This is a genomic window from Streptomyces sp. NBC_00090 (genome assembly GCF_045160815.1).
GTDB lineage: Bacteria > Actinomycetota > Actinomycetes > Streptomycetales > Streptomycetaceae > Streptomyces.
In genome coordinates this window covers 3,759,653-3,772,573 of record NZ_CP108224.1, presented here as the reverse complement: position 1 = coordinate 3,772,573, position 12,921 = coordinate 3,759,653, and the positions used below count along the sequence as shown (strand labels likewise).

The following is a 12,921-nucleotide window of genomic DNA, read 5'->3' as shown; positions in this document are numbered from 1 at the left end:
TTGGCCGATGCCTGTTACGGAACCCCTCTACCGTGTGAGGCGTGAGCAGCAGCGGCCTCATCTACGCAGTCATCGTCGGGGCCTGGGCCGCCTACTTGGTGCCGATGTGGCTCCGCAGGCAGGACGAGCTGAACGAAGCCCGTCCGACGGAACGCTTCAGCACCGCCATCCGGCTGCTTTCCGGACGGGCGGGCATGGAGCGCCGGTACGCCAAGGAGCTCAAGGAGCGGGACCTTGCGGCGGAGGGACCGACGCCCGACGTGGACCCGGACGCGGCGACCGAGCATCTGAGCTCGGTCGACGTCCGGGCCTTCTCCGCGCCCGCGGCCAGGACCGAGGCGCGCCTCGAACTCCCTCGCCCGGAGCCGGAACCCGCCCCGGAGCCGGCCCCCGCGGCGTCCGCCCCGGCGGCCGCGCCCGCCGCGGCCCGCCCCGCCACGGGTGCCGCCGCCGAGCGCGCCCGCCGCGGCAAGGTCCTCGCCCGGCGCCGGCGCACCACGACGCTCCTCTTCGCCGGGTTCACCCTCGGCGCGGTCGTCGCGGCCGTCGGCGGTGTCCCCTTCCTGTGGGCGCCCGCGGTCCCGGCGCTGCTCCTGAGCGCGTACATCGTGCATCTGCGGGTCCAGGAGCGGCGGCGCTTCGTCTACGTGATGGACCGGCGCCGCGCGGAAGCGGCGGCGGCCCGGCTGCGCGAGAGCCGGCGGCCCACCCCGACGCCCGAGCCGGAGGTCGAGCAGGCCCCGGCGCCGTCCGCGGCCGTGTCGCCGCAGGAGGCGGGCCGGCGCGCCCTGGTCGAGCAGACCGACCACGCGGAGTGGGTGGACCAGCAGCGTGAGCGCGGCCCGGCCCGCGGGGACAGCTGGGAGCCGGTTCCGGTCCCGCTGCCCACGTACGTCACCGCCCCGGTCGCCCCGCGCGCGTCGAGCGGCGTGGACATCACGGACCCGGAGACCTGGAGCGCGGCCCGCTCCTCCACGGTGGCGGACCCGGCCCCCGCCCCGTCCCCGGCGCCCCGCCAGCGGAACGCGGCACCCCGCCGCGGCCGCGACCAGGGCCGTACGCCGCTCTTCGACCAGTACGCGGACGACGACCGCCCCCGCGCGGCCAACGAATGACCCCGCCGGGGGTCCGCGACGGCCCCCGGTGACCTGCGGCGGAACGGATTTTTGCGTGAGCCGGTCGGGATGCTAATGTTTCACACGTCGCAAGGGCCTGTGGCGCAGTCTGGTAGCGCACCTCGTTCGCATCGAGGGGGTCTGGGGTTCAAATCCCCACAGGTCCACAGACACCGGGAATCCCGTCCGATCGCAAGATCGGGCGGGATTTTCGCTTTCCCGGGCGGATGTACGCAGCTGACCCGCGCTCAGGGAGCGCGGGTCGCGGTGGCTCGGTGTCTCGCCGGCCCGGTGGTGTCAGGCTGTGTCAGGCGGTGTGGCGGTGTCAGGCCAGCGGCTTCGCGAAGCAGCGGCTGTTGGGGTAGTCCCGGTAGTGGCCGAACTTGGCGCAGGGTTCGTAGCCGCTGGAGGCGTAGAGGGCGATGGCCTCCGGCTGGGCGTCGCCCGTCTCCAGGACCATGCGGGTGCGGCCGGCCGCGCGGGCGTCGGCTTCGAGGGCGGCGAGGATGCGGCGGGCCAGGCCCAGGCCACGGGCCTCGGGTATCACGTACATGCGCTTCAGCTCGGCGTCGCCGTCCGCGTACCCCTGGTCGTTCTCGTCCTGGGTGCGCCAGCCGCCGGTGGCGACGGGGTAGCCCTCGCGGTCGTAGGCGAGGAGGTAGAGGCCGTGCGGGGGGACGAACATCGAGGCGTCCAGCGGTGTGACATCGCCCTCGTCGTCGTAGCGGGCGGCGTATTCGAGCTGCACCGCGTCGTTGAGCTTGACGGCATCGGGGTGGTCATAAGGCGTGGGCTGGATGTTCATGCGAAGTATCGTACATGTATGCAGTCAGCCGGTGTCGGTATTCTCCCGGGATGCTCACTGTCACGACCGTGAATGTCAATGGTCTCCGCGCCGCCGCCAAGAAGGGCTTCGTCGAGTGGCTGGCCGGTAGCTCCGCCGATGCCGTCTGCCTCCAGGAGGTCCGCGCCGAGGAGGCCCAGCTGCCCGCCGAGGTGCGGGCGCCCGAGGGCTGGTTCACCGCCCACGCGCCCGCCGCCGCCAAGGGCCGCGCCGGAGTCTCCCTCTACACGCGCCGCGAGCCCGACCAGGTGCGCGTCGGCTTCGGGTCGAGCGAGTTCGACGGCAGCGGACGGTACATCGAGGCCGACCTGCCCGGTGTGACCGTCGCCAGCCTCTACCTGCCCTCCGGCGAGGTCGGCACCGAGCGCCAGGACGAGAAGTACCGGTTCATGGACGCCTTCCTGCCGTACCTCAAGGAGCTCAAGGAGCGGGCCGCCGCCGACGGGCGCGAGGTCGTCGTCTGCGGCGACTGGAACATCGCCCACCGCGAGGCCGACCTCAAGAACTGGAAGGCCAACAAGAAGAACGCCGGCTTCCTGCCCGAGGAGCGGGAGTGGCTGGGGCGGGTCTTCGACGAGGACGACGGCGGATACGTCGACGTCGTGCGGGCCCTCCACCCCGAGCAGGAGGGGCCCTACTCCTGGTGGTCCTACCGCGGCCGCGCCTTCGACAACGACAGCGGCTGGCGGATCGACTACCAGGTCGCCACCCCCGGGCTCGCCGGGCGGGCCGTGAAGGCCTACGTCGAGCGGGCCGCCACCCACGCCGAGCGGTGGAGCGACCACGCCCCCGTGACCGCCGTCTACGAGCTGTAGGGCGGCGACGGAAAGCCCCGCCCGGCTTGTGTCGCTCGCCGTCGCCGGACGGGGCCGCTTGGCGGGGCGTTACGCGCGCCGTACGTCGCTGGACGGGACCAGTCAAACGCGGGTGGGGCGCTTGCGGCGAGCTCCGACGCCGCATGGGACACGGCACGCCCCGTGGAAGGGTGCGGGGAATCGCGGTCGGAGCGCGGTCAGGGGTTTTCGGGGTGCAGGCGCCGGTCGAGCGCCATCGAGAGCTCGGCCTCGACCACGCTCTTCGCGAGCGGGCGCAGCCGCCACAGGTCGTCCTCGGCCGCGTGTGCGCGCAGCAGTTCGGTGAAGAGCTCGGCGAGGGCGTCGGCGTGTTCGCGGACGCGGGCGCCCGCCTTGAGGACCTCGGCGAGCGGGACGCCCTCGTGGACGAGCGCCGCGGAGACGTCGAGCAGGCGGCGGCTGATGTGGATGATCTCCTCGCCGTCGGTGACGAGGTAGCCGAGGTCGAGGGCGGCCGCGAGGTTCTCGGCGGTGACCTCGCCGGCGAAGTGGTCGGCGAGCTCCTCGGGGGTGAGGCGGACGGGCTCCTCCTCGGTGGGGGAGCCGAGGGCGAGGACCTCGCGGACGTTCCGGCCGCTCTCGAAGGCGGTGGTGAGGTCGGCGATGCCGTTGAGGGTGTGGCCGCGCTCCAGGAGGGCGGCGATGGTGCGCAGCCGGGCCAGGTGGTGCTCGTCGTACCAGGCGATCCGGCCCTCGCGGCGGGGCGGCGGGATCAGTCCGCGCTCGCGGTAGAAGCGCAGGGTGCGCACGGTGATGCCGGCGGCCGTCGCCAGCTCGTCCATGCGGTACTCGCGTACGCCGTCGTGCGCGCCGTCGTGTGCGCCGTGCACGGTCTCGTGCGCGCCGTGCACGGTTTCGGGTGCGCCCGTGCCGGGTCCTGAGCCTTCGCCTGATCCTTCTGCCACACACGCCAGCCTATGTTGTACCGCCGGTAACTTTCCCTCGCCGTACCCCTACCGTTCGGTATGGAGCTGCTCTACAGTCCCGACTGTGCCAGTGATTGCTGGCGTGATCTGCCGGGCGCACGGGAGGCGGCATGGCGAAGCACGAGCACGTACGGGTGGCGGTGATCGGATCGGGATTCGGTGGCCTGGGGGCCGCCGTCCGGCTGCGCCGCGAGGGAATCACCGACTTCGTCGTCCTGGAGCGGGCCGACTCCGTGGGCGGCACATGGCGCGACAACAGCTACCCCGGCTGTGCCTGCGACGTGCCCTCGCACCTCTACTCCTTCTCCTTCGCGCCCAACCCCGACTGGCCGCGGACCTTCTCCGGACAGCGCCACATCCGCGCCTACCTGGAGCATGTCACGGACACCTTCGGGATCCGCCCCCACCTCCGCCTCGGGCACGAGGTGCGGCGGATGGCATGGGACGCCGAAGCGCTCCGCTGGGAGATCGAGACGAGCGAGGGCTCCTTCAGCGCCGAGGTCGTCGTCTCCGCGACCGGGCCGCTCTCCGACCCCAAGATCCCCGACATCCCGGGGCTCGCCGACTTCCCCGGCAAGGTCTTCCACTCCGCCCGCTGGGACCACGACTACGACCTGACCGGCAAGCGCGTCGCCATGATCGGCACCGGCGCCTCCGCCATCCAGATCGTGCCCGCGATCCAGCCCCTGGTCGGGAAGCTGACCCTCTTCCAGCGCACGCCCCCCTGGGTCATGCGCCGAATGGACCGCGCCATCAGCGGCCCCGAGCGCTGGCTCCACCGCGCCGTGCCCGTCACCGGCACCCTCCGCCGCGGCCTGCTCTGGGGCATCCGCGAGCTCCAGGTCGGCGCCTTCACCAAGCACCCCAACGAGCTCGGGCTGATCGAGAAGCTCGCCAAGGCCAACATCGCCAAGGCGATCAAGGACCCGGCGCTGCGGGCCAAGCTGACCCCCTCGTACCGCATCGGCTGCAAGCGCATCCTGCTCTCCAGCGCGTACTACCCGGCGGTCGCGCAGCCCAACGTCGACGTCGTCGCCTCCGGACTGCGCGAGGTCCGCGGCTCGACCGTGGTGGCCGCCGACGGCACCGAGACCGAGGTCGACGCGATCGTCTTCGGCACCGGCTTCCACGTCACCGACATGCCGATCGCCGAGCGGGTCGTCGGCGCCGGGGGACAGACGCTCGCCGAGAGCTGGAAGGACGGCATGGAGGCGCTCCGCGGCGCCACCGCCGCCGGCTTCCCCAACTTCATGACGGTCATCGGCCCCAACACCGGCCTCGGGAACTCCTCGATGATCCTGATGATCGAGTCCCAGCTGAACTACATGGCCGACTACCTGCGCCAGCTCGACATGCTCGGAGGGCGCGCCGCGCTCGCCGTCCGCCCCTCCGCCGTCGGCGCCTGGAACCGCAAGGTGCAGGCCCGCATGGAGCGGACCGTCTGGAAGGCGGGCGGCTGCGAGAGCTGGTACCTCGACGCCAACGGCCGCAACACCACCCTGTGGCCGGGCACGACCGGCGAGTTCCGGAAGGAGACCCGGCAGGTCGACCTCTCCGAGTACGAGGTGCTGCGCGCCCCCAAGGCGACCGCGGCGACGAAGACCCGTCCGTCCCGCAAGAAGGAGGCGGCCCAGTGAGCCGGCACCTGACCTCGCTGCCCACCTCCCGGGAGCTGACCGCCGTCTCCGCCGACGGCTCCTCGATCCACGTCGAGGTGTACGGACCCGAGGGCGCCCCCGCCGTCGTCCTCGCCCACGGCTGGACCTGCTCGATCTCCTTCTGGGCCGAGCAGATACGGGCGCTCGCCGCCGACCACCGGGTCGTCGCCTACGACCAGCGCGGCCACGGCCGCTCCCCGGCACCCGCCGGGCCCTCCGGATACTCCGTACGGGCGCTCGCCGACGACTTCGAGGCCGTCCTCGCGGCCACCCTCGCCCCCGGCGAGAAGGCCGTCGTCGCCGGGCACTCCATGGGCGGTATGACCGTGATGGCGGCAGCCTCCCGCCCGGCCTTCCGGGAACACACGGCGGCCGTACTGCTCTGCTCCACCGGGCCCTCGCGGCTGACCGCCGAAGCCACCGTCGTACCGCTGAGGCCGAGCGGCCGGCGCACCCGGCTGACCCGGGGCGTCCTCGGCGCGAAGGCGCCGCTCGGGCCGGTCACGCCCCTCTCGAAGAAGATCCTCAAGTACGCGACGATGGGACCGGGGTCGGCTCCCGAGCGGGTCGACGCCTGCGCCCGGATCGTGCACGCCTGTCCGCGCGGGGCCCGCGTCGGCTGGTCCCGCGTCCTCTCCGAGCTCGACCTGGAAGCGGGCGTACGGGAGCTGGACCTGCCGGTGGCCGTTCTCGTCGGCACCGGCGACCGGCTCACCCCGCCCGTCCACTCCCGGGCCATGGCGGAGGCGCTCCCGCAGTGCGTGGGGCTCCTCGAACTCGCCGGCATGGGCCACATGACGCCGGTGGAGGCCCCCGAGGCCGTCACCGCGCGGATCCGTGAACTGACCGGCACCTACCTGGAAGTGAAGGAGAAGGCATGAGCCGGGTGAGTCTGGAAGGACAGGTCGCGGTCGTCACCGGAGGGGCCCGCGGCGTCGGCGAACTCCTCGCCCGCAAGCTCTCCGCGCGCGGCGCGAGGATCGCGCTCGTCGGCCTGGAGCCCGAGCAGCTCAAGGAGGTCGCCGGGCGGCTGCACACCGAGGCCGACTGGTGGCACGCCGACGTCACCGACCACGAGGCGATGGCGAAGGTCGCGGCCGAGGTAAAGGAGCGGTTCGGGAAGGTCGACATCGTCGTCGCCAACGCCGGTGTCGCGGCCGGCGGCCCGTTCGTCGACTCCGACCCCGACGCCTGGCGGCGGGTCATCGAGGTCAACCTGATCGGCGGCGCCGTGACCGGCCGGGCGTTCCTGCCCGTCCTCATGGAGTCCCGGGGCTACTTCCTCCAGATCGCCTCGCTCGCGGCCCTCACCCCGGCCCCGATGATGACGGCGTACTGCGCCTCCAAGTCGGGCGTCGAGGCCTTCGCGCACAGCCTGCGCGCCGAGGTCGCGTACAAGGGGGTGAAGGTCGGCGTCGGCTATCTCTCCTGGACCGACACGGACATGGTCCGGGGCGCCGACCAGGACGACGTGATGCGGGAGCTCCGCTCCCGGCTGCCGTGGCCCGCGAACCGCACCTACCCCCTCGGCCCGGCCGTCGACCGGATCGTGGCCGGCATCGAGCGGCGCTCCTCCCACGTGTACGCCCAGTGGTGGCTGCGCGGGATGCAGTCGGTCCGGGGCTATCTGCCCGGAATGATCGCGACGGTCGGGCAGCGCGAGATGCGGCGCTTCGAGCCGCGTCTCGGCTCCGTCTCCAAGGGGCTCGTGGGCGCCGGCGGGGCGGCCGACGAGCAGGCGCGCACGGGGGATGGCGCCCGGGGGTAACGCTCCGCATCCGATCGACATGCGCGGAATGTCCACCCGTGCAACGCTGGTCGAGGCCCAAGGGGCACGACGCCCCCTCCCCCTCACACCCTTCTAGGAGTGAACCTTCATGGGCGTGCAAGACCAGTTCAAGGACAAGGCCGAGCAGCTCAAGGAGCAGGCCAAGCAGGCCAGGGGCAAGGCGAAGGACGAGGCGTCCGAGCGCGCCTCCCAGGGCCGTGACCGCTCCGAGGACGAGACGCGCCGGGCCCAGCAGGAGGCCCAGGACCGTTTCGACCAGGACTACGACGCCTGACGACGTCCGTCTGACGCCTGACGCGCGTCTTTCGTACGGTCGGACGAGGAAGGCGCACCCGGGACGCCGGGTGCGCCTTCGCGCGTTCCCGGTGCCCGTCGGTGGGGGCGGGCCGGGGGAGGGGTGATCGAGAAGGTCCGGTCGAGCAGGACGCTCTCGGCACGGCCCTGGAGGTGGTGCGCCAGGGGCTTGAGGTCGGCCGTCCGGGCGGACGGGAGCGATAACGCCAGGGCGGCGGCGGAGGAGCCGACCGTGATGGGGACGGCGGCGCAGACCGAGCCGAGCGCGTACCCCTGGCGGTCCTTGGTCACCAGGCCCTCGTGGCAGAGGGTGCGCAGCAGGTGGTACGCGGTGGGAAGCGGCAGGTCGGTGTCGCGCGCGAGCTGTTTGGCGCTCGCGTTGCCGCCCCGGTGGTTGAGGGCGCGCAGGAGGTGGACGGCGCGCTGGACGGACTGGATGAGGGCCTGGCCGGTCGGTTGTCGATCGGGCATACGTGTTCCTGTTCTGCAGCTTCCGCATCCTGGACGGCGTGCTCCGCCCGGCGGGATCCCGCCGTGACCGACCCCGGGCCGCAGGATATTAGGGCGCCCTTTGCCGGGCGAGCGCATACCGTGCCCCCCATGCCTGAACTGCAGCGACTGCGCCCCGACCACGCGCCCGCCCTGCTCGCGTTCGAGCGGGAGAACAGGGCCTACTTCGCCGCCTCCGTGCCCGACCGGGGCGACGCGTTCTTCGACGAGTTCGAGGACCGCCACCGGGCGCTGCTCGACGAGCAGGAGACGGGCACGATCCACTTCCACGTCCTGGTGGGCGAGGGTGGTGAGGTCCTCGGCCGCTTCAACCTCGTCGACGCCGTCGACGGGGGCGCCGAGCTCGGCTACCGGGTGGCCGAGCGGGCGACCGGGCGCGGGGTGGCGACGGCCGGGGTGCGCGAGGTGTGCCGGCTGGCGTGGCAGGAGTACGGGCTGACCAGGCTGACCGCCGTCACGACCCTCGACAACGAGGGGTCGAGGGCCGTGCTCGGGCGGGTCGGTTTCGGTGCGGTCGGGAGCGTGACGCTGGACGGGAAGCCCGGTGCCTCGTACGAGCTGGATCTCGGGGTCTCCTACGGGTCGGACCCCGGGGTCTCCTCGGGCTCGGGGCGCGAGGTCTCCTAAGGCGCGGACCGCGGCGGCAGTTTCGGCCGGGAGCGGTCGGGCACGGCCTCGTAGCCCGGGGGGTTGGCGGCGGGGGTCTTCGCGAGCAGCGCGAGGGCGACCTCCACGGCGTCGTCGAGCTGGGCGTGCCGGCCCTCGGCCCAGTCGAGGGGGGTGCGCAGGACCGCGAGGTCGGGTTCGACGCCGTGGTTCTCCAGGGACCAGCCGTACTCGGGGAACCAGGCCGCGTTCATCGGGACGGTGATCTGGGTGCCGTCGCCGAGCCGGTGACGGCCGGTCATGCCGACGACCCCGCCCCAGGTGCGCTGGCCGACGACCGGCCCGAGGCCGAGGAGCTTGAAGGCGGCGGTGATCATGTCGCCGTCGGATGAGGTGGCCTCGTCGGCGATGGCGACGACGGGGCCGCGCGGCGCGTTCGAGGCGTACGAGACGGGCTGGGCGTTCCTGGTGAGGTCCCAGCCGAGGATCTTGCGGGTGAGTTTCTCTATGACGAGCTCGCTGATGTTGCCGCCGGCGTTGCCGCGTACGTCGACGATGAGGGCCGGCCGGGAGACCTCCATGCGCAGGTCGCGGTTGAACTGGGCCCAGCCGGAGCCGCCCATGTCGGGGATGTGGAGGTAGCCGCAGCGGCCGCCGCTGAGCTTCCGGACCACGGCCCGGCGTTTGGCGACCCAGTCCTGGTAGCGCAGCGGCCGTTCGTCGACGAGGGGGACGACGGCGACGCGGCGGGGGCGGCCCTCGCCCTCGGTGGGGGTGAAGGTGAGCTCGACGGTGGTGCCGCCGGTGCCGGAGAGCAGCGGGTACGGGCCGGCGACCGGGTCGACGGGCCGGCCGTCGACATGGGTGAGGACGGCGCCCTCGCGGATGCCGGTGCCGGCGAGCGGGGAGCGGGCCTTGGAGTCGGAGGACTCGCCGGGCAGGATCCGCTTCACCGTCCAGCCGGTCTCCCGGGGTACGAGGTTGGCGCCGAGCAGGCCCATGGGCCGCTGGTAGTGCGGCGGGCCCTCGTTGCGGCGTGCGGGGGTGACGTACGCGTGCGAGGTGCCCAGTTCGCCGACGACCTCGCGGAGCAGGTCGGCGAACTCGTCGGGGGAGGAGACCCGTTCGACGAGCGGCCGGTACTGGTCGAGGACCGCCGTCCAGTCGACCCCGCCCATGCCGGGCTCCCAGAAGTAGGCGCGGACGATCCGGCCGGCCTCGTCGAAGGCCTGGCGCCACTCGGCGCCGGGGTCGACCTCGTGCATGATGCGCCGCAGGTCCAGGTAGACGGTGGAGTCGCCGTCCCCGGGCTCGGTGGCGGGCACGGCCCGCAGCTCGCCCTCGTCGGCGACGACGAGCCGGGTGCCGTCGCCGCTGACCGCGAACCAGTCGAGGTCCTTGGCGAGTTCGCTCTTGCGGGCCTTGGTGATGGAGAAGTGCTCCAGGGAGGGGCGGCCCGAGGTGTCGGCCGGGTTGGCGAAGGTCTCGCCGAGCGCGCCCGAGATGGGCCAGCGCAGCCAGACCAGGCCGCCGCCGCTGACCGGGTGCAGCGCGGAGTACTTGGAGGCGGTGACCGGGAAGGGGGTGACCCGGTCGGCGAGCCCCTCGATCTCGACGGTGACCGTGCCGTCGCCGGTGTCCGTGTCGTCGTCGGCGGGGTCGAGGCCGCCGGCCGCCGGGCGTCCGTCGGGCAGCAGCGCGAAGGGGGAGGGCGTCGCGGAGGAGAGCGGTACGAGGTAGGGGCGGCAGCCGAGCGGGAAGGAGAGGTCGCCGGTGTGGACGTCGTACACCGGGTCGAAGCCGCGCCAGGAGAGGAAGGCGAGGTAGCGGCCGTCCCGGGTGAAGACGGGGTTCTCGTCCTCGAAGCGTCCGTTGGTGACGTCGATGACGGTCCGGGCGCCGGGGCCGGAGATGCGGGCCATCTTGATGGAGCGCAGGGAGCGGCCGATGCCGGGGTGGGACCAGGTGATCCAGTCGCCGTCGGGGGAGAACGCGAGGTCGCGGACGGGCCCGTTGACGGACCGGATCAGCTCGATGACCTCGCCTCCCCCGGGCGAGGCTTCGGTCCGGGAGGTGTCCCCGGGGTCCTGGGTGGTGTCTCCGGAGTGCTCGGTGGTGTCCCCGGAGCCCTGGGTGGTGCCCCCGGAGTCCTCGGTGCTGCCCCTGGAGTCCTCGGTGGTGTCCCCGAGGTCCTCGGTGGTGTCGATGAGGAGGAGCCGCCCGTCGTGGGAGGCGATCGCGAGCCGTTCGCCGTCGGGGTCGGAGATGAGCTCCTCGACCCGGCCGAGCCGGCCCGAGGCGAGCCGGCGCGGCGGCCGGTCGCCGCTGGCGCGCGGCAGGTAGGCGACCTCGATGGCGTCCTCGCCGTCGGCGTCGGTGACGTACGCGACCTGGCCGCCGCTGCCGAGCATCTCGGGCAGCCGGACGCGGACACCGGGCGAGTCGATGATGGTGCGGGCGGGTCCGTCGCGGTGCGTGAGCCAGTACAGGCTGCCGCGTACGGAGACGGCGCTGGCCCGGCCCGTCTCGTCGACGGAGAGCGAGTCGATGTGGTGGGCGGCGGGCACCTGGTAGTGGCGGCGGCCGACGCGCTGCCCGCCGAGCCGGACCTCCAGCTTCCGGGGGCGGGAGCCGGCGGTCAGCTCGTCGACGATCCACAGCTCGCCCGCGCACTGGTAGACGACCCGGCTCCCGTCGGTGGAGGCGTGCCGGGCGTAGAAGGCGTCGTGGTCGGTGTGGCGGCGCAGGTCGGTGCCGTCGGGCAGGCAGGAGTAGAGGTTGCCGATGCCCTCGTGGTCGGAGAGGAAGGCGATCCGGCCGTTCACGGCCATGGCGCAGTCCAGGTGGCCGCCGATGTCGGGCAGCAGCTGTTCGCCGTGGAACCACAGGCGTCCGGTGGCGCCGCCGAGGTACCGCTTCCAGGAGGCCGGCTCGTGGGGCGGCTTTCCGGTGAGGAGGAGGGTGCGGTGGTTGTTGGCGGGTTGCTCGCCGTGACGGGTGGTGGCTGAGGCCGTGGTGACAGTGATGTCGGAGACCGGGCCCCAGGGGAGGCGGCGACCGGGGGAGCCGTCGGTGGGGACGGTGTAGGCCCAGGAGTAGTACGAGAAGGGCTGCCCGTGCGAGGAGACGGCGAGGATGTCGGAGCGGCCGTCCCGGTCGGGGTCGGGGGGTGTCCAGCCGCAGACGCGGGTGTCGGTGGAGCCCCAGTAGGTGAGGCGCCGGGCCGATCCGCCGTCGACGGGGACGAGGTGGATCTCGGGGTCGAGGCTGCGCCAGTTCGTGTACGCGATGTGGCGGCCGTCCGGCGAGAAGCGCGGGTGCCCGACCCGGGTGCGGTCGACGGTGAGCCGCCAGGCCCGGCCGGGGCGGTGGCCCTCGGGGACGAGGGGGGCGATCCAGAGATCGTCCTCGGCCGCGAAGCACAGCAGGTCGTCGTGGAGGTGCGGAAACCGGAGATACGCGACGTCGTCACTCACCTCCTCATGCTTTCCGCGTGGAGGGGGTGTGGCAACTCGTACGTGTATACGGGCGTCTCCCCGGGTGTGACTCAGGCGTGTGGTTCGGGCGTGGTGCGGGCGCGTGGTGCGGGCGTGCGATTCGGGAGCGCGGCTCGGGAGTGCGGCTCAGGCGGGTGGCCCGGGGTGTGGTCCAGGACACGTACGAAACGGTTTCGTTTCGCTAAGGGCGGGGGTATCTTCGTACTGTACGAAACCGTTTCGTTCGCACTGTCGGATCGGAGGAGCCGGTCATGGCTCGCAGCAGACTCACTCCCGAGCGGGAGTCCGAGCTGTACGCAGCCGTGCTCGACCTCCTCCGCGAGGTCGGCTACGACGCCCTCACCATGGACGCCGTCGCCGCCCGCACCCACTCCAGCAAGGCCACCCTCTACCGCCAGTGGGGGAGCAAGCCCGAACTCGTCGCCCGGGCGCTGCGCGACAACAAGCCCGCCGATCTCTCCGAGATCGACACGGGCTCGCTGCGCGGCGACTTCCGGGAAATCCTGGAGCGCACCGACGACTGCCAGATGGAGAAGGACTCCGCGCTGATGCGGGGCCTGGCCCATGCCGTCCACACCAACCCCGAACTGCACCGGGCGCTGCGCGAGCTGCTCATCGAACCCGAGATGAACGGCCTCGACGAAGTGCTGCGCCGAGCGGTCCGCAGGGGTGAGGTCGACGCCGACAACCCGGCGCTGAAGCTCATCCCCCACATGCTGATCGGTGCGTTCGTCGCCCGGCCGCTGATCGAGGATCAGCCGGTCGACCACGCCTTCCTCAGTGCCTACGTCGACGCCGTCGTGCTCCCCTCACTCGGCGTCTGATCCA

The 12,921-nt window shown here is 72.7% G+C and carries 12 protein-coding genes and 1 tRNA gene; 9 read left to right on the top strand and 4 right to left on the bottom strand.

Going from position 1 to position 12,921, the window contains the following annotated elements:
* Window positions 1-41: 41 nt before the first annotated feature.
* Both glpR and OG361_RS16505 read left to right on the top strand, forming a co-directional pair.
* The gene (gene glpR, locus OG361_RS16510) at window positions 42-1,115 is read left to right on the top strand and encodes a gephyrin-like molybdotransferase receptor GlpR (protein WP_405854290.1); all 1,074 of its coding nucleotides are present in this window, start codon (window positions 42-44) and stop codon (window positions 1,113-1,115) included.
* A gap of 93 nt (window positions 1,116-1,208) precedes the next feature.
* Window positions 1,209-1,282: transfer RNA gene (locus OG361_RS16505), tRNA-Ala, on the top strand.
* Window positions 1,283-1,440: 158 nt separating this feature from the next.
* Here the strand turns inward: OG361_RS16505 and OG361_RS16500 are convergent.
* Window positions 1,441-1,920, bottom strand: coding sequence for a GNAT family N-acetyltransferase (locus OG361_RS16500; protein WP_405854288.1), 480 nt, complete (start codon window positions 1,918-1,920; stop codon window positions 1,441-1,443).
* Window positions 1,921-1,970: 50 nt separating this feature from the next.
* Between OG361_RS16500 and OG361_RS16495 the strand changes: the two genes are divergently transcribed.
* Window positions 1,971-2,774, top strand: a complete 804-nt coding sequence (locus tag OG361_RS16495) for an exodeoxyribonuclease III (protein ID WP_405854286.1) — start codon at window positions 1,971-1,973, stop codon at window positions 2,772-2,774.
* 197 nt (window positions 2,775-2,971) lie between these two features.
* Here the strand turns inward: OG361_RS16495 and OG361_RS16490 are convergent, their stop codons facing one another.
* Complete coding sequence (locus tag OG361_RS16490; RefSeq protein WP_405862280.1) at window positions 2,972-3,595, bottom strand: MerR family transcriptional regulator; 624 nt, start codon at window positions 3,593-3,595, stop codon at window positions 2,972-2,974.
* Window positions 3,596-3,849: 254 nt separating this feature from the next.
* Between OG361_RS16490 and OG361_RS16485 the strand changes: the two genes are divergently transcribed.
* The 4 genes from OG361_RS16485 (at window position 3,850) to OG361_RS16470 (ending at window position 7,460) form a co-directional block, all read left to right on the top strand.
* Window positions 3,850-5,376 carry a flavin-containing monooxygenase gene (locus OG361_RS16485; protein WP_405854284.1) on the top strand — a complete coding sequence of 509 codons (1,527 nt, stop codon included), beginning with the start codon at window positions 3,850-3,852 and terminating at the stop codon, window positions 5,374-5,376.
* Entirely contained in the window at window positions 5,373-6,278 is a 906-nt protein-coding gene (locus tag OG361_RS16480; protein WP_405854282.1) for an alpha/beta fold hydrolase, read from the top strand. Before OG361_RS16485 ends, OG361_RS16480 begins: the two co-directional genes overlap by 4 nt.
* On the top strand, window positions 6,275-7,165 hold the full coding sequence (locus OG361_RS16475) for an SDR family oxidoreductase (RefSeq protein WP_405854280.1): 891 nt from the start codon (window positions 6,275-6,277) through the stop codon (window positions 7,163-7,165). Before OG361_RS16480 ends, OG361_RS16475 begins: the two co-directional genes overlap by 4 nt.
* Window positions 7,166-7,274: 109 nt before the next feature.
* A complete protein-coding gene (locus OG361_RS16470) occupies window positions 7,275-7,460 on the top strand; it encodes a hypothetical protein (RefSeq protein WP_384572062.1) in 186 nt (61 codons plus the stop codon).
* Here OG361_RS16470 and OG361_RS16465 read toward each other — a convergent pair.
* Window positions 7,448-7,951: a helix-turn-helix domain-containing protein gene (locus OG361_RS16465; protein WP_405854277.1), complete on the bottom strand. Its 504-nt coding sequence runs from the start codon at window positions 7,949-7,951 to the stop codon at window positions 7,448-7,450. The genes OG361_RS16470 and OG361_RS16465 overlap by 13 nt on opposite strands.
* A gap of 129 nt (window positions 7,952-8,080) precedes the next feature.
* On the opposite strand from OG361_RS16465, the gene OG361_RS16460 reads away from it, so the two are divergent.
* Window positions 8,081-8,617, top strand: coding sequence for a GNAT family N-acetyltransferase (locus OG361_RS16460; RefSeq protein WP_405854275.1), 537 nt, complete (start codon window positions 8,081-8,083; stop codon window positions 8,615-8,617).
* Here the strand turns inward: OG361_RS16460 and OG361_RS16455 are convergent.
* Complete coding sequence (locus OG361_RS16455) at window positions 8,614-12,072, bottom strand: S41 family peptidase (protein WP_405854273.1); 3,459 nt, start codon at window positions 12,070-12,072, stop codon at window positions 8,614-8,616. The genes OG361_RS16460 and OG361_RS16455 overlap by 4 nt on opposite strands.
* A gap of 272 nt (window positions 12,073-12,344) precedes the next feature.
* Here OG361_RS16455 and OG361_RS16450 point away from each other — a divergent pair, with 272 nt between their 5' ends.
* Window positions 12,345-12,917: a TetR/AcrR family transcriptional regulator gene (locus OG361_RS16450; protein WP_405854271.1), complete on the top strand. Its 573-nt coding sequence runs from the start codon at window positions 12,345-12,347 to the stop codon at window positions 12,915-12,917.
* Window positions 12,918-12,921: the final 4 nt, after the last annotated feature.